Annotated in this window: 20 protein-coding genes; 6 read left to right on the top strand and 14 right to left on the bottom strand. The window is 72.2% G+C overall.

All coding sequences use genetic code 11. The annotated features are described in order from the left end of the window. Positions 1-21: 21 nt before the first annotated feature. Entirely contained in the window at positions 22-1,023 is a 1,002-nt protein-coding gene (locus LG274_RS06830; protein ID WP_298712155.1) for a trimeric intracellular cation channel family protein, read from the top strand. Positions 1,024-1,044: 21 nt separating this feature from the next. Further along, complete coding sequence (locus LG274_RS06835) at positions 1,045-2,592, top strand: DUF1846 domain-containing protein (RefSeq protein WP_404463558.1); 1,548 nt, start codon at positions 1,045-1,047, stop codon at positions 2,590-2,592. A 170-nt stretch (positions 2,593-2,762) separates the two neighbouring features. Here LG274_RS06835 and LG274_RS06840 read toward each other — a convergent pair whose 3' ends face one another. The 4 genes from LG274_RS06840 to LG274_RS06855 all read right to left on the bottom strand — a co-directional run bounded on the left by LG274_RS06840 (position 2,763) and on the right by LG274_RS06855 (position 7,376). Next, the gene (locus tag LG274_RS06840) at positions 2,763-3,704 is read right to left on the bottom strand and encodes an HNH endonuclease (RefSeq protein WP_404463560.1); all 942 of its coding nucleotides are present in this window, start codon (positions 3,702-3,704) and stop codon (positions 2,763-2,765) included. 64 nt (positions 3,705-3,768) lie between these two features. Then, entirely contained in the window at positions 3,769-4,863 is a 1,095-nt protein-coding gene (locus LG274_RS06845) for an LD-carboxypeptidase (RefSeq protein ID WP_404463562.1), read from the bottom strand. A 29-nt stretch (positions 4,864-4,892) separates the two neighbouring features. Continuing rightward, complete coding sequence (locus LG274_RS06850; RefSeq protein ID WP_404463564.1) at positions 4,893-6,440, bottom strand: long-chain fatty acid--CoA ligase; 1,548 nt, start codon at positions 6,438-6,440, stop codon at positions 4,893-4,895. Between the two features lie 186 nt (positions 6,441-6,626). Further along, positions 6,627-7,376: an SDR family NAD(P)-dependent oxidoreductase gene (locus tag LG274_RS06855; RefSeq protein WP_404463566.1), complete on the bottom strand. Its 750-nt coding sequence runs from the start codon at positions 7,374-7,376 to the stop codon at positions 6,627-6,629. Between the two features lie 129 nt (positions 7,377-7,505). Between LG274_RS06855 and LG274_RS06860 the strand changes: the two genes are divergently transcribed. Further along, on the top strand, positions 7,506-8,069 hold the full coding sequence (locus LG274_RS06860) for a DinB family protein (RefSeq protein ID WP_404463568.1): 564 nt from the start codon (positions 7,506-7,508) through the stop codon (positions 8,067-8,069). A gap of 40 nt (positions 8,070-8,109) precedes the next feature. Here the strand turns inward: LG274_RS06860 and LG274_RS06865 are convergent, their stop codons facing one another. The 6 genes from LG274_RS06865 to LG274_RS06890 form a co-directional block, all read right to left on the bottom strand. Next, on the bottom strand, positions 8,110-9,663 hold the full coding sequence (locus LG274_RS06865) for a long-chain fatty acid--CoA ligase (protein WP_404466026.1): 1,554 nt from the start codon (positions 9,661-9,663) through the stop codon (positions 8,110-8,112). A 66-nt stretch (positions 9,664-9,729) separates the two neighbouring features. Then, positions 9,730-10,911 (bottom strand): acyl-CoA dehydrogenase family protein, encoded by a 1,182-nt coding sequence (locus LG274_RS06870; protein ID WP_248117293.1) that lies wholly within the window; start codon positions 10,909-10,911, stop codon positions 9,730-9,732. Between the two features lie 80 nt (positions 10,912-10,991). Further along, positions 10,992-11,891 carry a CoA transferase gene (locus LG274_RS06875; RefSeq protein ID WP_404463571.1) on the bottom strand — a complete coding sequence of 300 codons (900 nt, stop codon included), beginning with the start codon at positions 11,889-11,891 and terminating at the stop codon, positions 10,992-10,994. Further along, positions 11,888-14,116 carry a 3-hydroxyacyl-CoA dehydrogenase NAD-binding domain-containing protein gene (locus LG274_RS06880; protein WP_404463573.1) on the bottom strand — a complete coding sequence of 743 codons (2,229 nt, stop codon included), beginning with the start codon at positions 14,114-14,116 and terminating at the stop codon, positions 11,888-11,890. The genes LG274_RS06875 and LG274_RS06880 overlap by 4 nt, the downstream gene beginning before the upstream one ends. Before the next feature lie 49 nt (positions 14,117-14,165). After that, positions 14,166-15,380 (bottom strand): acetyl-CoA C-acetyltransferase, encoded by a 1,215-nt coding sequence (locus LG274_RS06885; RefSeq protein ID WP_248117288.1) that lies wholly within the window; start codon positions 15,378-15,380, stop codon positions 14,166-14,168. A gap of 94 nt (positions 15,381-15,474) precedes the next feature. After that, entirely contained in the window at positions 15,475-17,178 is a 1,704-nt protein-coding gene (locus LG274_RS06890; RefSeq protein WP_248117286.1) for a long-chain-fatty-acid--CoA ligase, read from the bottom strand. 111 nt (positions 17,179-17,289) lie between these two features. On the opposite strand from LG274_RS06890, the gene LG274_RS06895 reads away from it, so the two are divergent. Further along, positions 17,290-17,913, top strand: a complete 624-nt coding sequence (locus tag LG274_RS06895; RefSeq protein ID WP_248117285.1) for a TetR/AcrR family transcriptional regulator — start codon at positions 17,290-17,292, stop codon at positions 17,911-17,913. 76 nt (positions 17,914-17,989) lie between these two features. Further along, entirely contained in the window at positions 17,990-18,445 is a 456-nt protein-coding gene (locus LG274_RS06900; protein WP_319075834.1) for a luciferase family protein, read from the top strand. A gap of 79 nt (positions 18,446-18,524) precedes the next feature. Here the strand turns inward: LG274_RS06900 and LG274_RS06905 are convergent, their stop codons facing one another. The 4 genes from LG274_RS06905 to LG274_RS06920 all read right to left on the bottom strand — a co-directional run bounded on the left by LG274_RS06905 (position 18,525) and on the right by LG274_RS06920 (position 21,140). Beyond that, positions 18,525-19,172 (bottom strand): helix-turn-helix domain-containing protein, encoded by a 648-nt coding sequence (locus LG274_RS06905; protein WP_404463576.1) that lies wholly within the window; start codon positions 19,170-19,172, stop codon positions 18,525-18,527. Then, positions 19,156-19,539, bottom strand: a complete 384-nt coding sequence (locus tag LG274_RS06910) for a hypothetical protein (RefSeq protein ID WP_404463578.1) — start codon at positions 19,537-19,539, stop codon at positions 19,156-19,158. Before LG274_RS06910 ends, LG274_RS06905 begins: the two co-directional genes overlap by 17 nt. Before the next feature lie 192 nt (positions 19,540-19,731). Further along, positions 19,732-20,367 (bottom strand): energy-coupling factor transporter transmembrane component T family protein, encoded by a 636-nt coding sequence (locus LG274_RS06915; RefSeq protein WP_404463580.1) that lies wholly within the window; start codon positions 20,365-20,367, stop codon positions 19,732-19,734. Then, positions 20,364-21,140: an energy-coupling factor ABC transporter ATP-binding protein gene (locus tag LG274_RS06920; RefSeq protein ID WP_404463582.1), complete on the bottom strand. Its 777-nt coding sequence runs from the start codon at positions 21,138-21,140 to the stop codon at positions 20,364-20,366. The genes LG274_RS06915 and LG274_RS06920 overlap by 4 nt, the downstream gene beginning before the upstream one ends. Before the next feature lie 39 nt (positions 21,141-21,179). Between LG274_RS06920 and LG274_RS06925 the strand changes: the two genes are divergently transcribed. Further along, positions 21,180-21,638 carry an acyl-CoA thioesterase gene (locus LG274_RS06925; RefSeq protein WP_298712132.1) on the top strand — a complete coding sequence of 153 codons (459 nt, stop codon included), beginning with the start codon at positions 21,180-21,182 and terminating at the stop codon, positions 21,636-21,638. Positions 21,639-21,641: the final 3 nt, after the last annotated feature.

The raw sequence follows: 21,641 nt of genomic DNA on the forward strand, positions 1-21,641 counted from the left end.
TCCCCCTGGAAAGGAGCCGCCGTGGACCTGCAGCAGCTGTTCGCCGAGCTGGCCGACGTCCCCTGGCTGCTGACCGTCCTGGACCTGGTGGGGGTGTTCTTCTTCGCGGTCTCCGGGGCGCTGCTGGCCGCGCGCAAGGACTTCGACCTGGTGGGCTCCGTGGCGTTGGCCCTGTTGGCGGGCCTGGGCGGCGGCATCACCCGGGACATCGTCCTGGACCGAGGCCTGCCGGCATCGCTGCAGGACCCGATCTACCTGGCCCCGCCCGTGCTGGTGTCCCTGCTGGTGTACGTCAAAGTGATCCACCCGAACCGCCTGAACCTGACCATCACGCTGTTCGACGCGGCGGGCCTGGCCCTGTTCACGGTCTCCGGCGTGATGATCGCCCACGCGATGGGCGTGCACCCGGTGTCCGTGGTGGTGGTGGCCACCGTGGGCGCCCTCGGCGGCGGGGTGCTGCGGGACATCGTGGCCAACGAGGTGCCGTCCATCTTCGACCCCCGCGGCGTGTACGTGATGCCCGCCGTGGTGGGGGCGGCCGCGGCGGAGCTCGTGGCGCAGCGCGGTGCCCTGAACGCGTTCACGGGCTTCCTGATCGCGCTCCTGGTCTTCACGGTGCGCATGCTCGCGTACCGCTACCAATGGCGCCTGCCCGGCGCGGACGTCAGCCAGGACAAGGACCGACTGGACCGCCTGCGCCGCCTCGCGGAGCAGGCGCAGAAGGCGGCCGTCCGACGCGCGGCCCGCGCCCGGGAGCGGGGGCCGCGGGCGGCCTTCGGCCCCGCCGAGGAGTACGAGGGCCAGGTGCGCGTGGAGGACTGGGACCCGGACACCCAGGCCATCACGGTGGTGGACGAGGCGACCCGCCAGTCCGTTCGTTACCACCCGGAGACCGGCATCATGGACGTCACGGACCTGCGCACCGGCCGCACCCGGTCCTACGACGACCCGGACGACGACTGGGTGGTGGACACCGGCTCGGCCGAGGGCGCGGACGCGGACCGGGACGACGCCGGCCGGTGAGACGGTCTATGCTGGAGGTCCATGACCGGCACCGCAGACAGCGTCCCCACCATGGCCCCCTCCACCTCGGACTCGACCTCCCGCCCCCTCGGGTTCGACCGGGAGAAGTACATCGAGCTGCAGTCCCAGCACATCCAGGAGCGCCGCCGGCAGATCGGCGGGAAGCTGTACCTGGAGATGGGCGGCAAGCTCTTCGACGACCTGCACGCCTCCCGCGTCCTGCCCGGCTTCACCCCGGACAACAAGATCGCGATGCTCGACCGCATCAAGGACGAGACCGAGATCCTGGTGTGCTTCAACGCCAAGGACCTCGAGCGGAACAAGGTCCGCGCCGACCTGGGCATCACGTACGAGGACGACGTCCTGCGCCTCGTGGACGTGTTCCGGGAGCGCGGGTTCCTGGTGGAGCACGTGGTGGTCACGCAGCTCGAGGACTCCAACCACCGTGCGCTGGCGTTCCTGGAGAAGCTCGAGCGCCTCGGCCTGAAGGTGGCCCGCCACCGCGTGATCCCCGGCTACCCGCACGCCATGTCCACGATCGTCTCGGAGCAGGGCTTCGGCGCGAACGAGTGGTCCGAGACCACGCGGGACCTCGTCGTCGTGACGGCCCCCGGCCCGGGCTCCGGCAAGCTGGCGACGTGCCTGAGCCAGGTGTACAACGATCGGCAGCGGGGCATCCCGGCCGGCTACGCGAAGTTCGAGACGTTCCCCATCTGGAACCTGCCGCTCGAGCACCCGGTGAACGCCGCCTACGAGGCCGCCACCGTGGACCTGGACGACATCAACCTGATCGACCCGTTCCACCTGGCCGAGTACGGCGAGCGGGTGACGAGCTACAACCGCGACGTCGAGGTGTTCCCGCTGCTGTCCGCGCTGCTGGAGAAGGTCACGGGCACCACCCCGTACAAGTCCCCCACGGACATGGGCGTGAACATGGCCGGCGCGGCGATCGTGGACGACGAGGTGTGCCAGGAGGCCGCGAAGCAGGAGATCATCCGGCGCTACTACAAGGCCCAGGTCAACGAGGCCCTGGAGGGCGCGGACGACACCGAGTCCGAGCGCGTGGCCCTGGTGATGTCCAAGCTGGGTCTGAGCTCGGAGGACCGCCCGGTGGTGGGTGCCGCGCAGCTGGTGGCCGAGCGCACCGGTGAGCCCGGCGCGGCCGTGCAGCTGGCGGACGGCACCCTGGTGACCGGCAAGACCTCGGAGCTGCTGGGCTGCTCCGCCGCGGTGCTGCTCAACGCCCTCAAGGTGCTGGCCGGCATCGAGGACGACGTGCACCTGCTCTCCCCCGCCTCGATCGAGCCGATCCAGACGCTCAAGACCGTGCACCTGGGCTCCAAGAACCCGCGGCTGCACACGGACGAGGTGCTGATCGCCCTGTCCGTGTCCGCGGCGACCGACGAGAACGCGAAGGCGGCCGTCGAGCAGCTGGCCAGCCTCGAGGGCTGCGACGTGCACACGACGACGATCCTCGGCTCCGTGGACGAGGGCATCTTCCGGTCCCTGGGGATGCTCGTGACGAGCGAGCCGAAGTTCCAGAAGAAGGGGCTGTACCGGAAGCGGTGAGCTGAGGCGCAGCTTCCGCTCGCACACCACGGACGGCCGGCACGCTTTCGCTGACGCGACGAGACGGCTGCCGAGGGTGGTGGGCGGACCGGTCAGGAGGCCCCGGCGGCGCGCCGGGGCCTCTGCTCGTCCACGACGGCGATGATCTGCTCCGCGACGACGGCCCTGGTTCAGGCGACGTCCTCAACCGTCGCCGAGAGAAACCGTTCGTAGGCCCACACCAGGTTGTTATTCCCGGGGCGGTCGGTCCGACGGGCGGGAACCTTCATCAGAGGCTTGCCGTGAAGTTCCTGGAGTCCGTGCCGCAGCATGGGACCGTCGACCTCATCCAAGAGATCCTGGCGGATCTCGACGATTGGCACGTCCTTTGTGGGCCGAATCCCGAGAAAGCGCCGATCAAATGCCGCGTGATGAATCTTGCACAGCGCCATACCGTTCGTGACGTCAGGGACGCCCTTATCCTCAGAATCCGGGATGATATGGGCTGCATCCAGGAGCTCCGGGTGCGCGAAGTTGCAGACAGCGCAGTGGTCCTCATACGCCACGAGCACGGTAGAGCGAAACACGGGCTGATGCAGACGCACGACAGTTTCCCGCTTCATGTAACGCCGCAACGCGGTCACCAGTTCTGAACCCCCGTCGCGCTCTGGAATTTCACTCGCGTCTTCGAGCGGCGCCAGGACAAACTGCTGGCGGTCACGCTCCTCGTTGACGATGTAAACGGGGGTCGTCACCTGGTACTGGGGCGGCTTCCCTCCAACACCCGTGAACCAGATGATGGGCAGCTGCTGTTCCATGGCGCGCCGTAGACCCGCATTCTCCGGGTGATTGGGGTTGTCGCCACGCCACTTGTAGCGATGCAGGCCATCCTCACCGAGAGCGTCGTTATAGGGACGTTCCTTCCCGGGGGCGCGGTAGGTCGTCACGATCGAGAGCGTCGCCTCAAATGTGGCCGGCTTCCATATGCCCTGGTAGGAGGGAATCAGGCGGAACGGTTCTCCCTGGAACCGAAAGTCCGCGATCTCATCGCGGGTCAGAGAAATCTGACGGTCAAAGGTGCGCTGCTCGAGCCATGCGATCGCTGCGTGCCGCAGGCCTTCCGGTTCAGCCATAGATACCCCCTCGTCAGTGGAGCCTCATGACCGGCCACCGTATGAGCCGCAGGCTATCAACAGCTCACCCGAACTCCGCCCACACCCGCCGCTCGCCCCCGTCCACGGTCATCACCCCGCCGTGCGGCAACACCCACTGCGGCCGGGTGTGGCCGAACGGAACGCCCACGCACACCACCGCGTCCGGGTTGTAGCGCCCGACCTCCTCCAGCACCACATCACCCTGCTCCTGGCGCAGCCGCGCCCGCTCCTCCGCACCGCGCGGCGCCTCGAAGGAGCTCGTCGGCGGGCGGGCCGCCAGCACGGCGGCCACCGCGCCGAGCACCCCGCGCTCGCCCAGGATCCGCAGCAACCGCCGCACTTCCCCCGCCGACGGCAGCTCCTCGCTCGTCTCGATCAGCAGCACGCCACCCTCCAGCGCGCCCAGATCAGAGGGTCCGCGGCCGGCCGCCATCACCCACGGCAGCACCTCGAGGCAGCCACCCCATGTCCGGCCGGTCACCGCGCGCCGCGGCCCGGCCCAGCGCCACGGTGAGGCGCCCGCGCCGGGCGCGCCGCCGTCGTCGTCATGGGGACCCGGCACCGGCTCCCGCTCCCCGAACTCGCTCAGCGCGCGCGGGTCCAGCCAGTCGACGCCGTGGTCCTCCGACTCCCCCGGCTCCGTGATCTCCAGCCGCTCCCCCGTCAGCAGGGCGGCCCGCAGGGACGCGGCGTGCACCTCATCCACAGCCGGTCCCGGCCCCAGGTGCACCTGGGTGGAGCCGCCATAGAAGCTCGCCACGCCGTTCGCCCACAGCCACTGGTGGAGGTTGGTGTTGTCGCTGTAGCCCAGGAACGGCTTAGGGTCCGCGCGCAGGGCCTCGGCGTCCAGGTGGCCGATCACCGTGATCTGGTCCTCCCCGCCCACCGTGGTGATCACCGCCCGGATCTGGGGGTCCGCGAACGCCGCGTTGAGGTCCCGCGCGCGGTCCTCGGGGCTCGCCCCGAGCTGCCGGGTGGTCGGGTACTCCACCGGCACCAGGACGGTCACCTCGGCCAGTCGATGCATCGCCTGCTCGTGCACGGCGGGGGCGAAGCCGGGAGCCGCGAACGACGGCGAGACGACGGCGATCCTGTCGCCCGGCTGGGCCTTGGGCGGGTGGACGAGCGGCTGAGTCATACCGGGAGCGTAGCCAGCCCCGGCCGCCCTCACCGCAGGGGATGCTTCATGATCTTCCCGGTGGTGTTCTTCGGCAGACCGTCCAGGACCGTCACCGACTGGGGGCACTTGTAGGCGGCCAGCCGCTCGCGCACGAACTCCAGCAGCTCGCCGTCCTCCACGCTCGTCCCGGCCTCGAGCGAGACGTACGCCACGACCTCCTCGCCGAAGCGCTCGTCCGGCAGGCCGACCACGGCGGCCTCGGCCACGGCGGGGTGCTCGTACAGCACCTCCTCCACCTCGCGCGGGTACACGTTGTAGCCGCCGCGGATGATGACGTCCTTGAGCCGGTCCACCACCAGGTAGTAGCCGTCCTCGTCGCGACGGGCGAGGTCGCCGGTGCGGAGCCAGCCGTCGTCGTCGAAGGCCGCGGCCGTGGCTTCGGGCAGGCCCAGGTACCCGGACATGATGACGTCGCCGCGCATGCGCAGCTCGCCGGCGGTCTCGGTGTCCCCCTCGGGCACCTCCACGCCCTCCGACGTCACCAGGCGGAACTCGACGCCGTCCATGGGCAGGCCCACGGTGCCGGGGCGGCCCGGGCGGTCGATCGGGTTGAAGCTCACCGCGCCGGAGCCCTCGGAGATGCCGAACCCCTCCCGCAGCGGCACACCCCACGTCTCCTCGGCGGTGCGCAGCGTCTCCACGGGCAGGCTCGCCCCTCCCGAGATCAGGAAGCGCACGGCGGAGACGTCCAGCGCCTGGCCCTTGGCCCGGCGCGCGCGGACGGCGCTGACGAGGGCGCCGTGGATGGTCGGCACGCCCGGGATCACGGTGACGCGGTCCCGCACGATCTGGTCCAGCGCCTCCTGCGGCGCGAACCGGGATGTCACGGACATCATGGCGCCCATGTAGATCGCCGAGTTCAGCACCACGGACAGCCCGAACACGTGGAAGAACGGCATCACCGCGAAGAGCGTGTCCTCCCGCCGGACCCGGGTCATCGACTCGACCGTGGCGATCGCGTTCGCCCGCACGTTGGTGTGGGTCAGCTGCGCGCCCTTCGGGCGGCCCGTGGTCCCGGACGTGTAGATCACGACGGCGGCGTCGTCCCCCTCGCCCCGCGGCGCCTCGAGGACGGGTGCGACGTCGGCGACGAACGCGGTGATCGCGTCCGGCGCCGTCGTCACCAGCGGGATCCCGACGGCGGCCGCGGCCTGCGCGCCCGCGTCCATGCCGGGCAGGGTCCACAGGAGACTCGCACCCGAGTCGGTGAGGTAGTACTCGAGCTCGCGCGCCGTGGAGAGCGGGTTCAGCGGCACGACGACCGCCCCGAGCCACGCCGTCCCGTAGAACACCGCGGGGAACACGAGCGTGTTGGGCACGAGCAGGGCGACGCGGTCGCCGGGGCCGACGCCCATCGAACGCAGATTCCCGGCGGTGCGCTGGGCGAGGTCCAGGAGCTCGGCGTAGGTGAGCTCCTGCTCCCCCTGCCGCCAGGCCAGCTTCTCGGGCACGTCCGCCGCGGTGCGCGTCAACAGCTCGGCGATGTGGCCGGCGCGGGCCATGGGGCTCGCGGAAGGATCGGGGGTCGTGCTCATACGGGTGCTCCTGACGGGTCTGTCCCCGCGGGCGAGGCGCGAACTTTTCGCTTCACCCTACGGGCCGTGTGCCCGCGGGGACCGCTGGAGGTGCTCCGCGGACACAGACGCGCCCCGCGATGCCGCGGGGCGCGTCGGTCATGCCGGGGCCGGACGGGACGACGTCGTCCCTCCGGCTCACCTGGATCACGGCGCCGTGTAGCCACCGTCCACCAGGTGGTAGGAGCCGGTGATGAAGGAGGCCTTCTCGCTGAGCAGGAAGCTCACCAGGTGGGCGACCTCTTCGGGCCGGCCCAGGCGGCCGACCGGGTGCTTGGCCACGAGGGCGTCCTTGACCTCGGCGGGCAGGTTCGCCAGCAGCGGGGTCTCGATGTAGGCCGGGCCCACCGCGTTGACGCGCACGCCGCGCGGGCCGTAGTCCACACCGGCCTGCTTGGTCAGGCCCACCACGCCGTGCTTGGCGGCGGTGTAGGCGGAGGCGCCCACGCCGGTGGCCACGGAGCCGTGGATGGAGGACATGTTCACGATCGCGCCGCCGGCCTTCTCGATCTCCGGCAGCTGGTACCGCATGCCGTAGAGCACGCCGTTGAGGTTGATGTCGATGACCTTGTCCCAGTCCTCGAGCGCCAGGTCGCCGGCGGCGTCCGGGCCCGCGCCCACGCCCGCGTTGTTCACCGCCAGGTGCAGCCCGCCGAACTCCTGCACGGCGAACTCCACGGCCTTCCGGTTGTCCTCCGGGGAGGCGGAGTCCAGCTTCGTGGCCTTGGCCTTGCCGCCGGCCTCGGTGATCTCCCGGGCCACCCGCTCGGCGGCCTCCAGGTTGATGTCCGTGACCACGACCTTCGCGCCGTTCTGCGCCATGTCCTTGGCGCACGCCTCGCCGATGCCGGAACCGGCGCCCGTGACGAGGGCGACCTTGCCGTTGAACTCCACCATGCTGCTCACTCCTTGAAGCCGTCGGGGATGTCTGCGGACCCGGACTCCGGACCCGTTCCCCGCGCTAGGGCGAGTCGTCAAAACCGGCCAGGCCCCGTCATCGCCGGCAGGACCACCTAGGCTCGGCCCATGACCACCGTGTTCTACGACGACCAGGGCCGGCCCGAGCCGCCGCTGTCCGCGAGCGAGGTGCAGACCCTCCTCGGGTTCCTCGACTTCCAGCGGGCCACGCTGCAGTGGCGAACGAGCGGCCTCGACACGGGAGCGCTGCGCCGCCGGCTCGACGGCCATCCCTCCGAGATGACGCTCGGCGGGCTGCTCAAGCACCTGGCCTACGTGGAGTTCCACTGGTTCGAGGAGTGCGCCCTGGCCGAGCCGACCTCCGAGCCGTGGGTCTGCGTGGACTGGAGCGAGGACGAGGACTGGGACTGGCACAGCGCGGCCCAGGACACCTCGGAGGAGCTGCACGCCCTGTGGGAGCGCGCGGTGGACCGTTCGCGGCAGATCGTGGTCAGGCTGATGGCCGAGGCGGAGGACGACGACGACGCGCTCGCCGCCACCCACGACGCCTGGGGCGGCCGCGCCCAGGTCTCCCTGCGGTGGATCCTCACGCACATGATCGAGGAGTACGCGCGCCACAACGGCCACGCGGACCTGCTGCGCGAGCAGATCGACGGCCAGACCGGGGAGTAGCGGGCCCGACGCCCCGATGGCACCGCGGCGCCCTCCGGCGTCAGCCCCTCAGCTCGCGGCGCAGGATCTTGCCCGTGGCGTTCTTGGGCAGCCCGTCCATGATGGTCACCGTCCGGGGCTGCTTGTAGCGGGCCAGCCGCTCCGCGGCGAAGGCCTGCAGCTCGTCCTCCGTGACGGCGCTGCCCGGCGCCACGGACACGAAGGCCGCCACCTCCTCGCCGAGGCGCTCGTCGGTCACGCCCACCACGGCCGCCTCGACGACGTCCGGGTGCTCGTAGAGGACCTCCTCCACCTCGCGCGGGTAGACGTTCATGCCGCCGCGGATGACCACGTCCTTCAGCCGGTCCACGATCAGCACGTACCCGGCCTCGTCCCGGCGGGCGAGGTCGCCGGTGCGGAACCAGCCCTCGTCGTCGAACGCCGCCGCCGAGTCCTCCGGCCGGCCCCAATAGCCCGCCATGACGCCCTCGCCGCGGATGCGCAGCTCGCCGGCGGTCTCGAGGTCCTCCTCGGGCACCACGGTCCCGTCCACGGTGACGATCCGGGCCTCGAAGCCGTCCACGGGCCGGCCCACGGTGCCCGGGCGGATCGGGGCGTCCACGGGGTTGAAGAAGCACGCACCCGCGTTCTCGGACAGCCCGTAGCCCTCCAACACGGGAACGCCGTACAGCTTCTCCGCCGCGCGCAGGGTCTCCACGGGCATGCTCGCCCCGCCGGAGAGGGGCAGGCGCAGGCGGGAGAAGTCCGCGGGCTCGGCCCCGGCCTCGCGGCGGGCCCGGGCGACGGCGAGGAACGCGCCGTGCATGGTGGGCACGCCGGGCAGGAACGTCACACCGTGGTCCTGCAGCTGCTGGAAGGCCCCGTCCGGAACGAAGCGCGGCAGGAGGGACAGGGCGGCGCCGGCGAACACCGCGCCGTTGAGCACCACCGAGAGCCCGAACACGTGGAACATCGGCAGCGCCGCGAACACGACGTCGTCCGGGCCGAGCCGGCCCAGGCCGGTCGCCGTCGCCATGGCGTTGGAACGCAGGTTCGTGTGCGTCAGCCGCGCGCCCTTGGGCCGTCCCGTGGTGCCGGACGTGTAGAGCAGCACGGCGTCGTCGTCGGGGTCCCGCGGGGTGATCTCCGTGACCGGGGCGATGCCCTCGACGGCGCACTCCCGCCCGACCGCTTCGAGGTCCAGGGTGACCACCTCGACGTCGACGTTCCCGGCCACCTCGTCCACGGCCGGCAGCCCGGGCATGGCCCAGAGCATGCGCGCCCCGGAGTCCTCGAGGAAGTACTCCAGCTCTCGGGCGGTGAACAGCGGGTTGAGCGGCACCATCACCGCGCCCAGGCGCATGAGCGCCTCGTAGACGGCCACGAACGTCGGGACGTTCGGCAGCATGACGGCCACCCGGTCCCCGGCCTGCACGCCGCGGGCGCGCAGCCAGCCGGCCGTGACGGCCGTGGCCTGGTCCAGTTCGCGGTAGCTCATGCGGGCGTCGCCGATCAGCAGGGCGACGGTGTCCGGCTGGCGGGCCACCGTGGCGGCGAGCAGCTCGGCGACGTGGCCGCGCCGCTCGGTGGGCCGGCCGGCGGCGTCGAGGGTCATGGCGGAGGTCTCAGGGGTGTCGGAGGTCGTCACGGTGGCTCCTGGTGCTCGTCGGGACGGGTCGGGTCAGAGGAAGGCGGAGTGGCCGGTGAGCCCGCGGCCCACGATCAGCGAGTTGACCTCGTAGGTGCCCTCGTACGTGAAGATCGCCTCGACGTCGCAGAAGAAGCGGCCGAGACCGCGGTCCGCGAGGATGCCGTTGCCGCCCATCAGCTGACGCCCCAGAGCGGCCGACTCGCGGCACATCTGCGAGGTCTTGAGCTTCACCAGGGAGGCCTGGGTCATGGACACCTCGCCCTCGGCCTCGAGCTGGACGGCGCGGTGGGCCATGCCGAGCGTGGCGGCCAGGTTGCCGGCGATCTGCACGAGCAGGGACTGCACGAGCTGGTGGGCGGCGATCGGACGGCCGAACTGCGTGCGCTCCAGGGCGTAGTTCCGGGCGATGTCCAGGACGGCCTGCTGCGCGCCCACGGCCTGCCAGCCCAGCCCGTTGCGGGAGCCGAGGAGGATCACGTTGGTGTCCGCGAACGAGTTCGCCTTCTCCAGCTTGTTCTCCGCCGGGATCCGCACGTCCGTGAAGGTGATGTCCGCGTTCTGCACGATCTTCACGGCGGTCTTGTGCTCGATCTTGGTGGCGCTGTAGCCCGGGCGGTCGGTCTCCACGATGAAGCCCTTGACCTGGTCGTCCGCCTCGTCGCGGGCCCACACGATCGCGATCCGGGACATGGTGCCGTTGCCGATCCAGCGCTTGGCCCCGTTGATCACCCACTCGTCGCCCTCGCGGCGGGCGGTGGTCGCCATGCCGCCGGCGACGTCGGAGCCGTGCTCCGGCTCGGTCAGCCCGAAGCAGCCGGTGTACTCCATGGCGTAGAGCCCCGGGAGCCACTTCTGCTTCTGCTCCTCGGAGCCCAGGTGCTCCAGGGTCGCGCCCACGAGGTCGTTGTGCAGGGCGAAGTAGACGCTGAGGGAGATGTCCGCGCGGGACAGCTCGGCCATCAGGCAGCCGCGGAACAGCGGGTCGGTGGTCATGCCGTTCAGGTGGTTGAAGCCGAGCTCGCCCACCTGGCGGGCGATCTCGTGCGGGAACTCGTCCCGGCTCCAGGCCTCCGCCACATGCGGGGTGACGATCTCGGCCAGGGCGGCGCGGATCTCCGCGAGCTTCTCCTGCTGCTCGGGCGTCAGGAGGCGGTGGTACTCGAGGACGTCGACGTCGATCAGCGGACGGCTCCGGGTGTCAGCGGCGGTCATGGGGGTTCTCCTCGGGATCAGGGGGTGTCTGCGTCAGGGGGCGCAGCGCCGGGGTGGGCGTGGGGTGTCGGATGAGCGGCTCAGGCGGTCGCCGCGGCGAGGGCGGTCAGCGGGAGGCCCCGCTCCTCGCCCCAGGCCTGCCAGTGGGCGGCGTCGTGCTCCAGGAGGGCGCCCGCGATCTGAGCGCGGACGTCCCCGTCCGGGTCCAGCCCGAGGCCCTCGAGGAGCGCGGCCGCGAAGTGCGGCTCGAGCGCGCCGACGGCCACATGGCCGTCGGCGGCCGGGTACACGCCGTAGTGGGGCGAGGCCCCGCCCAGGGGGCTGCGGCGGTCCGTCATGCGGTGACGGTTCGGCAGGGCCAGGGCGTGGGCGGCGTCGGCCAGTGCCACGACGGCGTGCCCGCCCGCCCCGTCCGCGCCGCGGGACCACAGGAGGGCCAGGGCCGCGGAGACGGCGCGCTCGGCCCCGTGCAGGTCCGCCGCCAGGATCCGAGGCGGCGGCCCCGGCTCCAGCAGGCCCGCCTCGGCCTGGTAGTTGATGTCATGACCGGGGACGTCCGTCCGGTCCCCGGCGAAGCCCGTGACGTCCACCTGGCAGATCCGCGGGTGACGGGCGCGGACGGCGTCGGCGTCCAGGCCGAGGCGGCGCAGGGCCCCCGAGCGGTGGGACGTGAGGAACACGTCCGCCGCGGCGAGGATCCGCTCCATCTCGGCGGCCCCGTCCGGGGACTTCATGTCCACGGTGCGCACCTGCTGGCCGCGATGCAGCTCCTCGTAGAGGGCGGGCACCAGCGTGGCCACGGGGTCCCCGCCGGGCGGGAGCACGGTGACGACGTCGGCGCCCAGCTCCTGCAGGCGGGCCGCTGCGACGGGCCCGGGCAGGTTCAGGGCGATCGTCACCACGCGCACGCCGACCAGGGGGCCGGAGGCGACGGCGTCGCCCCCGGCGGCGGTCTGCGAGACGGTGTCCTGCGCGCTCATACGAGGCCCTTCCCCGAGGCGGCGCGCGCGCGCAGCCACTCGGACGGGCGGAAGCGCTCGCCGTAGGCCTCTGCGAGCTCGTCCGCGCGCGCCACGAAGTCCGCCAGCCCGTTCTCACGGTTGGTCATGAACGTGGCCGGGCCGCCGGTGTGCGGCGGGTAGCCGATGCCCAGGACGCCGCCGATGTTCGCGGACGCGGTGTCGGTCAGGACGCCGTCCTCGAAGCAGCCGGCCGTCTCGATCGCCATGCGGTAGAGGAAGCGGTCCTGGAGATCCTGCTCCGGCACGTCCACGTCCGAGGTGAAGTGCTCACGCAGACCGGGCCACAGGTGCTTGGGGCCCTCGGCCGGGTACTCGTAGAAACCGGCCCCGCGGGCACGGCCAGGGCGCTCGAACTCCTCCACCATGCGGTCCACGATCTGCTCGCCCGGCTGCACGACGCGCTCGGTGCCGGCGGCCGAGGCGGCCTTCTCCTCCTCTCGGCGCACGTGCTGCGTGAGGGTCAGCGAGACCTCGTCCAGCATGGCCAGCGGCGCACCCGGGAAGCCGGCCTGGCGCGCGGCGCGCTCGACGCGCTGCGGGTCCACGCCCTCCTCCACCATGGCGGCGGCCTCCAGCACGAGGGTGCCGAACACGCGGGAGGTGTAGAAGCCGCGGCCGTCGTTCACGAGGATCGGGACCTTGTGGATCTGCTGGACCAGGTCGTATGCGCGCTCCACGGCCTCCTGGGAGGTCTGCTCGCCACGGATGATCTCCACGAGCTGCATGCGGTCCACGGGGGAGAAGAAGTGCAGGCCGATGACGTCGGCGGCGCGCTCCCGCGGCTCCTGCAGCAGCGTGATCGGGAGGGTGGAGGTGTTGCTGCACAGCAGCGTGTCCTTCCCCACCACCTTCTCGACCTCCGCGAACACGCCCGTCTTGAGCTCGAAGTCCTCGAAGACGGCCTCGATGACGGCGTCCACGCCGGCGAGGTCCGCGTAGTCCTCCGTGGTGCGGATGCGGCCCAGCACCTCGTCCGCGGCGGCCTGGTCCATCCGGCCCTTGGCCACGGCCTTGCCCAGCAGGTCCGCGCAGTGGGACTTGCCGCGCTCGGCGTTCTCCACCGAGACGTCCTTGAGGACCGCCTCGATGCCGTTGACGGCGAGGGCGTGGGCGATCCCGGCGCCCATCATGCCCGCGCCGAGCACGGCCACGGAGCCGACGGTGTGGCGCTCCGTGGCGCGCTCGCCGAGGGCCGCGCCGGAGCGGATGTCGCCCATGTCCGTGTGGAACGCCTGCACCATCGCCGTGGAGACCCGGCCGGTCACGAGGCTCACGAAGTAGCGGGTCTCGATCCGCAGGGCGGTGTCGAAGTCCACCTGCGCGCCCTCGACGGCCGCGGCGAGGATCGCCTTCGGCGCCGGCAGGTCCGCGCCGTGCAGCGTCTTGTGCAGCGTGGCGGGGAACGCGGGCAGGCGGGAGGCCATCGCCGGCTGCTGCGGGGAGCCGCCGGGCAGGCGGAAGCCCTTCTGGTCCCACGGCTTGACGGCGTAGGAGGGGGCGCCGAGCGCCTCGTCGGTCTCCTCCGGGCCGCCCTCCTGGGCCTTCGCCGCCGCGGCCCCCTGCTTGAGGATCCAGCGCCGCGCCGCGGGCAGCAGCTCGTCCTGCGAGGAGACGAGCTCGTCGATGACGCCCTTCTCCTTCGCCTGCGCGGGGCGGTACTGGGTGCCCTGGAGCAGCCAGTCCATCAGGGCCTTCTCCAGGCCCAGCATCCGCACGAGGCGCGTGATGCCGCCGCCGCCGGGGAGCAGGCCGAGGGTGACCTCGGGCAGGCCTACCTTGATGCGGGCGTCGTCCACGGCCACGCGGCGGTGGCACGCGAGGGCGATCTCCAGGCCGCCGCCGAGGGCGGCGCCGTTGATGGCGGCGACCACGGGCCGGCCGAGCTTCTCGAGTCGGCGCAGGACGGACTTCACGTGCTCGGTCATCGCGAAGACGTCCGCGGCCTCGTCCGGGCCGGTGGGGCCCAGCTGGTCCAGGTTGCCGCCGGCGAAGAAGGTGCTCTTCGCGCTGGTGAGGATGACGCCGGCGATCGACTCGCGCTCCTGCTCGAGCCGCTCCACGGTGGCCTCCATGGAGTCCCGCCAGAGGTCGTTCATGGTGTTGACCTTGGCGTTGGGGTCATCCATGGTCAGGGTGACGACGCCGTCGGCGTCCTGGTCCCAGGTGATCATGTTCTCAGTCATGGCTGCTGTGCTCTCTCTGCCGTCGGGCGGAACTCGGGGTCGGAGGCGCTCAGACGCGCTCGACGATGGTGGCGACGCCCATGCCTGCGCCGATGCAGAGGGTGGCGATGCCGGTCTGCAGGTCGCGGCGCTCGAGCTCGTCCACCAGGGTGCCCAGGATCATGGCGCCGGTGGCGCCGAGCGGGTGGCCCATGGCGATCGCGCCGCCGTTGACGTTGGTCTGCTCCTCGCTCCAGCCCAGGTCCCGCATCAGCTGGAGGGGCACGGCCGCGAACGCCTCGTTGATCTCCACGAGGTCGATGTCGCCCGCGGTCATCCCGGCGACGTCGAGGGCCTTGCGGCAGGCCGGCGTCGGACCGGTGAGCATGATGGTGGGCTCGGAGCCGACGACGGCGGCCGAGACGATGCGGGCGCGCGGCGTCAGGCCGGCACGGCGGCCCGACTCCTCGCTGCCCACGAGGGTCAGCGCGGCGCCGTCCACGATGCCGGAGGCGTTGCCCGGGTGGTGGACGTGGTGGATCTGGTCCACGTCCGTGTAGCGGTCGAGCGCGACGGCGTCGAAGCCGGCCTGCTCCCCCATCGCGGCGAAGGAGGGCTTCAGCCCGGCCAGGATCTCGAGCGAGGAGTTCGGTCGGATGGTCTCGTCCCGGTCCAGGACGGTCAGCCCGTTGATGTCCTTCACGGGGATGACGGACTTGTCGAAGCGGCCCTCGGCCCACGCCTGGGCGGCGCGGTGGTGGCTCTGGACGGCGAAGCGGTCCAGGTCCTCCCGGGTGAAGCCCTGGCGGGTGGCGATGAGGTCCGCCGAGATGCCCTGCGGCACGAAGTGCAGCGCCAGCGCGGTGGCCGGGTCCGTGGCCCACGCGCCGCCGTCGGAGCCCATGGGGACGCGGGACATGGACTCCACGCCGCCGGCGATCAGCATCTCCTCCCAGCCGGAGCGGATGCGGGCCGCCGCCTGGTTGACGGCCTCGAGGCCGGAGCCGCAGAAGCGGTTGAGCTGCACGCCGGCCACGTTCTCCGGCATGCCGGCCTTGAGGGCGGCCACGCGGGCGATGTCCGCGCCCTGGTCCCCCACCGGGCTGACGACGCCGAGCACGACGTCCTCGACGGTGGCGGGGTCCCACTCGGGGTGGCGCTCGCGGAGCGCGTCGAAGAGGCCGCCCAGGAGATCGATCGGCTTGACCTCGTGGAGGGAGCCGGTGGGCTTGCCGAGTCCGCGGGGGGTGCGGACGGCGTCGAAGAGGTAGGCGTCCCGGGTCACGGGGATCTCCTTCGGTGTGGGGGGTCAGTGGGTTCGGATGTTCGGGGGGTCTGCGGGTCTGGGGCGGTCTCGGCGGGGCCGCCGGGGCCGCGCGTCAGCCCTGCGGCGCGGACGGGCCGTCGCCCTCGGCGAGCGCGTCGGCGTAGGCCTGCCGGAGGCGCTTCTTGTCCAGCTTGCCCACGGAGGTGCGGTCCAGCTCGTCCACGAAAAGGACGCGGTCGGGCACCTGCCAGGAGGCGAAGCGGGCGCGGAGGGCGTCCTTGACCTGCTCCTCGGTGACGTCGGCGCCGGGGGCGCGCACCGCGAGGGCGAGGGGGCGCTCCTGCCACTTGGGGTGGGGGACACCGACGACGGCGGCCTCGGACACACCGGGGACCGTGAGCATGTGGTTCTCCAGGTCGATGGTGGAGATCCACTCGCCGCCGGACTTGATGACGTCCTTCATCCGGTCGGAGACCTTCAGGTAGCCGTCCTCGGAGAGGTAGCCGACATCGCCGGAGCGCCAGTAGCCCTCGTCGTCGAAGCCCTTCTCCGTGGCCTCGGGATCGTCCCCGTAGGAGCTGGTGACCCACGGACCGCGGACCCGGATCTCACCGACGTTCTGCTCGCCGGGCGGCAGCGGCTGGCCCAGGGGGTCCACGATCTTGACGTCGACGCCGGTGACGACGAGGCCCTGGTACCGCTTCAGGTCCCACTGCTCGTCCTCGGTCAGACCCGCCTTGAGGGCCGGGCGCAGGCGGTTCACCGACACGATGGGCGAGGTCTCCGTGGCCCCGTAGGCGTGGATGATCTCGGCCCCCATGAGGCGGTCGAAGCCCTGCATCAGGGCCACGGGGGGCTCCGAGGCGCCGCAGAGGAACCGGAGGCCGGGCAGGTGCGGCGTCTGCGCCATCTGCTCGAGGTGATGGAGCATCGGCAGCAGGATGGCCGGAGCGGCCGGAGCCAGGGTGACGCCGTGCTCCACCAGCGCGTCCGTCAGCAGGGGGGTGTCCTGCAGCGTGAAGCGGCCCGGCAGCACGATGCGGGCGCCGACCGCCACAGCCGCGTAGGGCAGGCCCCAGCACTGGGCGTGGAACATGGGGGTCAGGAGCATGACGGTGTCGTCCATGGTCATGCCGGTGCTCGCGGCCACCGCAAAGGAGTGCAGCCACGTGGACCGGTGCGAGTAGTACACGCCCTTGGGCCGACCGGTGGTCCCCGTGGTGTAGCACGCGCCGGAGGCGGACCGCTCGTCCATGTCCGGGGCGTCCTCGATCGGCTCGTGCCCGGCCACCAGGTCCTCGTACGAGACCGCGTCCGCCCGGCCGGCCCAGGCCTCAGGGAGATCGCCGTCCGAGGCCACGATCCACCGGGTGCCCTCCGGCAGGTGCGGGGCCAGCCCCTCGGCCAGCGGCAGGAGCGTGGCGTCCACGATCAGCGTGCGGGCGCCGCTGTGCCGGATGACGTAGGCCAGGTCCTGCGGGGCGAGGCGGAGGTTGAGCTGGACCATGGTGGCGCCCGTCAACGGCACGGCGAAGTAGCACTCGAAGTGCCGCAGGTCGTTCCAGAGGAGCAGGCCGACGCGGTCGCCCGGGCCGATGCCCTGCGCCGCGAGGCCGGCGGCCACGCGCTGCGTCCGGCCCCAGGAGGTCGCATAGTCTGTGACCTTCCACTCGCCGGCGAGGGTCCGGTGGACGATCTCCTGGTCCCGGTAGGTGCGGGCCGCGTCCCGGATGAGGCGCGTCGTCGTCAGCTGCTCGACGTCGCCCATGGTGGAGGCGGTTCCCATGACGGGTGAGGTGGCGGGAGTGGCGTTCATGGTGATCCTCACGATCCGTGGCGTGCGTGCTCGTCGTCACACGTTCTGGCATCAGTGAATCATTCATTGCACGATCGCACAACACCCTCCTCGATCCGCTAGCCTTGCGCGGTGAACACGGCCAGACCCCTCACCCGCGAGGACCTCTCCTCCGCCGCCCGCCTCCGCCTGAGCGCCCTCGAGCTGTACGCGGAGCGGGGCGAGCACGCGACGAGCGTCCGGGACGTCGGCAAGAACGCGGGCGTGGCGCCCGGGCTTGTCCGGCACCACTTCGGCAGCAAGGACGGCCTGACCCGCGCGGTGGACGACGACATCATCGACCTCGTCCGCGCGACCCTCGAGGCGGTCCCCCTGGAGGGCACGCCGCTCGAGATCTCCGCGGCCCGCGACGCGGCGTTCCAGGAGCTGCTCCGTGAACGCCCCCTCATCGGCGGCTACCTGGCGCAGGCCCTCACGGCGCCGCGCGCCTCGGGCGAGAGCCTCCTGGACCGGCTGGTGGACCTCTCCGTGGAGCAGACGCGCCAGCTGATCGACCGCGGCCTGGACCCTCGCCGCGGGCTGCGCGCCTCGGTGTTCACCACAGTGGTCCGGCAGGTCACGCTGTTCGTGGTGATCCCCGCGGCCGAACGGGTGTGGGAGCGGCTCGGCGGCACGCTGGAGGGGGCGTCCGCCGACGCCGCGATGCCGGCCGTGCGCGTCGTCGTCGACGCCGCCCGGGATCAGGACGCACGCTGAGGCGGATGCCTCCCGCTGCGTGTGCGGAGCGGCCTCCGGGCTGAGGAGCGCCCGAGAGGCCGCGTAGCCTGACCGCATGATCAGCACCCCGCGGCCCGGCGTCCGCCCCACCACCTCCGACGACGGACCCCACCGCCAGCTCGACCAGCGGGCCTCGCCGGCACTGTGGGGTGAGCTGACGGCCCGCGTGTTCGCGCTCGACGGCGTGGTCGAGGGCCACAGCCAGGTCTCGCCGGCGTCGTCGCGCGGGGTGTTCCTCGCCGACATCGACGTGGAGCGGGCACCCGAGACGAACCTCGCCCCCGGCCGTCGCCTCGAGCCGGTGCACCTGCACGGCGTGGCCGACACCTCCGTGCACCTCGTGCTTCCGGCCGAGCGCGGAAGGCGGCTCGTGGAGCTCGGCTGGGCGGAGCCGCATCAGTACGCCGACCACGGCACGGAGTTCATGGTCTACGGGCCGCGGGACGAGGTGGAGCTGGCCGTCGTCGTCGGGATCGTGGAGGAGGCGCTGGCGTTCGCGCGGGGCGCCTGACCGGCTCACCCCGTTCCGCGCCCTCCCGGACGGCGGCGTCGATGCTCAGCGAGGTGCGCCTGCCTCTGCTGCCAGTGCATCACAGGGGCCACTGCTCGAGCTCGTCGGAGATCCGGACGCTCAGTCCGGACACGCGGCCCCTCGGACCGATGAGCACGTGCACCACGGGGTCCGTGTCCTCCCCGGACACCACACCGCGCACGACGACAGCCCGGCGCCGCCCCGCGCGGACCTCGCCGCCGGGTGCCGATGCGTCGTCCAGCGACCCGGCCGCACTCAGCAGCTCGCCCGCGAGGTCGTGCACGCCCGTGACCCGCGCGTCCCCCAGGGGGCCGGCGAGGTCCTCCACCTCGAGCATGACCCGGCGCAGCGCGGACTGCGGCAGGCCCGCGCGCGCGGTGCTGGTCATGTGCGCGTGGACGGCCGCGACGTCGCCGCGCAGCCACGCGGCCACGGCCCCCATCGCGGTGGCGCGGGCCTCGGCCCACGGGTCACCCGGGGAGGTGCGGCAGCCGCGGCCGGGGCCCGTGCCGACGTCGTCGTCGGCCAGGGCGGGCGCGGAGTGGAAGCGACGGTGGGCGGCCTGACGCGTGACGCCGAGCGCCTCGGCGACCTGCGCCCAGCTCCACCCGTCCGACCGCGCGGCCTGGACGGCGGCGTGCAGACGGCGCTCGGCGGCGGCCTGGTCACGCAGCGCTGCGGCGATCCGGTCATGCGGGTCGGGCATCCTCCGATGATGCCCCATCCGCGCCGTTGCCCGGCACCGGGACGAGCGCACCGACGAGGCACGCCGCGATGATGCCGATGATCGCGGGCACCCCGCCGTCGAACAGGTCCAGCAGGAGGCTCACGGCGACCGCCGCCCCCGCCACGAGGAGCTGCACCGCCTTCGGGCCGTCCCACCGGGACTGCCAGCCGCCGAAGAGGGTGCCTCCGTAGGGAGTGCCGGACTGGAACAGGGGGGCACACCACGCGCCGACGAGGCAGACCAGGCCGGAGAGCAGGCCCACAAGCCATGTGCTGGCGTCCGTCAGCACGGTGACGAGGAGGATCAGGAGGACGACGACCGCGGAGGAGATCAGGGACTTGCTCATGGATTCAGCGTCGAGCACGGGAACGCACGTGTCAATGCCGTGCTGACATATCGGGCCTGGCGCACCGAGCCCATCCGCGCCAGACGCCTGACTCGCCGGACTCGCCGGACTCGCCGGACTCCTCCCAGAGTGGTCGCAACACGCCGTCTGCCGAAGTTCGACACGGCGTGTTGCGACCAGGCTGGCGCGCCCCTACTCCACCCCGCGGGCCGCGAGCGCATCCCCGACGTCGTCGGCGTGCTTGAGGGAGAGCACCAGCAGCGGCAGGATCCACGCCCACGGGGCCATCCTCACGCCGCGGCTGGCCTGCGCGTGGCGCACCTGCTCGGCCAACCCGCGCAGGTGACCGATCGAGCTGAGCACCAGGCCCATCGCCAGCCCCACGCGCTCCGGCCGGAACCCCGCCCGCGCGAGCTTCGGGCCGAGCCACGGAATGCGGTTCACGGGCCCCAGCGCGGCCTCGGCCACCCCCACCATGTCCGCGATCCGCGTGGTGCGGGTGAGGATCTGCGCCGTCAGCACCACGCCGAGCACGCGGGTCACCATGAGGGCGGCGGAGAGGAGGTCCACGAAGATCCACTGCGCGGCGAAGAGGAACGCGTAGAAGATCCAGAGCCCGCGCAGATCGCGGCCGAGCATCCCCAGCCCGCGGCGCGCACCGAAGCCCACGGTGTAGGCCAGCCCGGCCCCGACGACGGCGGCGCCCGCCGTCCACACGGTCGGCGGCAGGAGCGTGAGCGCCAGGACCCACACCGCGAGCAGCGCGACCTTGAGGCCGGCCGGGCAGCGGTGCAGGGGCGAGCCGCCGGTGACGTAGAGCGAGATCACGCGTCGAACTCCGTGGCCACGGCCTCGTCGAGGAAGGCCTCGTACGCGCCGATCACGTCACCGGCCGGACCGACCTCACGCACGCGGCCGTCGTGGATCCACACGGCCTCGTCGCACCGGCGGGCCAGCTCGAGGTCATGGGTGACGAGCAGCAGCTGGAAGTCCCGTGCCGCGAGCAGGCGCTCGGCGATGATCCGCCGGTGCCGGCCGTCGAGCAGGGAGGTCGGCTCGTCCGCGATCACCAGCGACGGCGACGCCGCCATCACGGAGCACATCGCAAGCCGCTGCGCCTGGCCGCTCGAGAGCGCGAGGCAGGGCCGGTCCGCGATCTCGGCGAGCCGGTGCTCGGCCAGCGCCGCGTCCACGCGCGCGGTGACCTCGGCCCTGCCGAGGCGGGCGCCGTCGTTGTGCCGCAGGGACTTCACGGTGAGCTCCACGTCCTCGCGGACGGTGGGCATGATGGCCTGCGCGGCCGGGTTGGCGAACACCATGCCCACGGTGCGCCGCAGCCCCTTCACGTCCCGGACGGCGTCCACGCCGTGCACGGTGACCTCCCCCGCCGCGACATCGGCCAGGCCCGCGATCGCCCGGGCCAGCGTGGACTTGCCGGATCCGTTCTCCCCCACCACGGCGACGCGCGGGGCGCGGAGCGTGAGCGTCACGTCCTCGAGGAGCGTGACGACGCCGTCGGGCCCGTCCGCCTCGGCACGGACGCCGTCCAGGGCGAGGACGCGCTCCGGAGCGCCGGCCGAGTGCCGTGTCATCTGCCGCATGCTCTTCTCCTGACTCCTCCCACGCCCTAACGTGGGCGAATGGACACCACTGACGCCGCCACCCCCTCCGCCGACCATGCCGCGCACTCCGACGACGTCACCTACCGCACCCGTAAGTGGGTCAAACCTGAGGACCTGAACGCCAACGGAACGCTCTTCGGCGGATCGCTGCTGCGCTGGATCGACGAGGAGGCCGCGATCTACGCCATCATCCAGCTCGGCAACCCGCGCTCCGTGACGAAGCTGATCTCCGAGATCAACTTCCGCTCCTCCGCGGAGCAGGGCGACATGATCGAGATGGGCCTGCGCGCCGTGGAGTTCGGGCGCACCTCGCTGACCATGCGCGCCAAGGTCCGCAACATCATCACCGGCGAGGTGATCCTCACGATCGACAAGATCGTGTTCGTCTCTCTCGACGAGGAGGGCCGCCCCGAGCCGCACGGCTACACCGACATCACGCTCGACCGGGACCGGCTGCCGTACGGCATGAACCGCTGAGGC

The organism is Micrococcus antarcticus, assembly GCF_044872765.1.
Classification (GTDB): Bacteria; Actinomycetota; Actinomycetes; order Actinomycetales; family Micrococcaceae; genus Micrococcus.

Coding starts and splice junctions, on each gene's coding strand:
- LG274_RS06835 (WP_404463558.1), top strand. CDS start 1,045: ATGACCGGCACCGCAGACAGCGTCCCCACCATGGCCCCCTCCACCTCG.
- LG274_RS06840 (WP_404463560.1), bottom strand. CDS start 3,704: ATGGCTGAACCGGAAGGCCTGCGGCACGCAGCGATCGCATGGCTCGAG.
- LG274_RS06845 (WP_404463562.1), bottom strand. CDS start 4,863: ATGACTCAGCCGCTCGTCCACCCGCCCAAGGCCCAGCCGGGCGACAGG.
- LG274_RS06850 (WP_404463564.1), bottom strand. CDS start 6,440: ATGAGCACGACCCCCGATCCTTCCGCGAGCCCCATGGCCCGCGCCGGC.
- LG274_RS06855 (WP_404463566.1), bottom strand. CDS start 7,376: ATGGTGGAGTTCAACGGCAAGGTCGCCCTCGTCACGGGCGCCGGTTCC.
- LG274_RS06860 (WP_404463568.1), top strand. CDS start 7,506: ATGACCACCGTGTTCTACGACGACCAGGGCCGGCCCGAGCCGCCGCTG.
- LG274_RS06865 (WP_404466026.1), bottom strand. CDS start 9,663: ATGACCCTCGACGCCGCCGGCCGGCCCACCGAGCGGCGCGGCCACGTC.
- LG274_RS06870 (WP_248117293.1), bottom strand. CDS start 10,911: ATGACCGCCGCTGACACCCGGAGCCGTCCGCTGATCGACGTCGACGTC.
- LG274_RS06875 (WP_404463571.1), bottom strand. CDS start 11,891: ATGAGCGCGCAGGACACCGTCTCGCAGACCGCCGCCGGGGGCGACGCC.
- LG274_RS06880 (WP_404463573.1), bottom strand. CDS start 14,116: ATGACTGAGAACATGATCACCTGGGACCAGGACGCCGACGGCGTCGTC.
- LG274_RS06890 (WP_248117286.1), bottom strand. CDS start 17,178: ATGAACGCCACTCCCGCCACCTCACCCGTCATGGGAACCGCCTCCACC.
- LG274_RS06900 (WP_319075834.1), top strand. CDS start 17,990: ATGATCAGCACCCCGCGGCCCGGCGTCCGCCCCACCACCTCCGACGAC.
- LG274_RS06905 (WP_404463576.1), bottom strand. CDS start 19,172: ATGCCCGACCCGCATGACCGGATCGCCGCAGCGCTGCGTGACCAGGCC.
- LG274_RS06910 (WP_404463578.1), bottom strand. CDS start 19,539: ATGAGCAAGTCCCTGATCTCCTCCGCGGTCGTCGTCCTCCTGATCCTC.
- LG274_RS06920 (WP_404463582.1), bottom strand. CDS start 21,140: ATGCGGCAGATGACACGGCACTCGGCCGGCGCTCCGGAGCGCGTCCTC.
- LG274_RS06925 (WP_298712132.1), top strand. CDS start 21,180: ATGGACACCACTGACGCCGCCACCCCCTCCGCCGACCATGCCGCGCAC.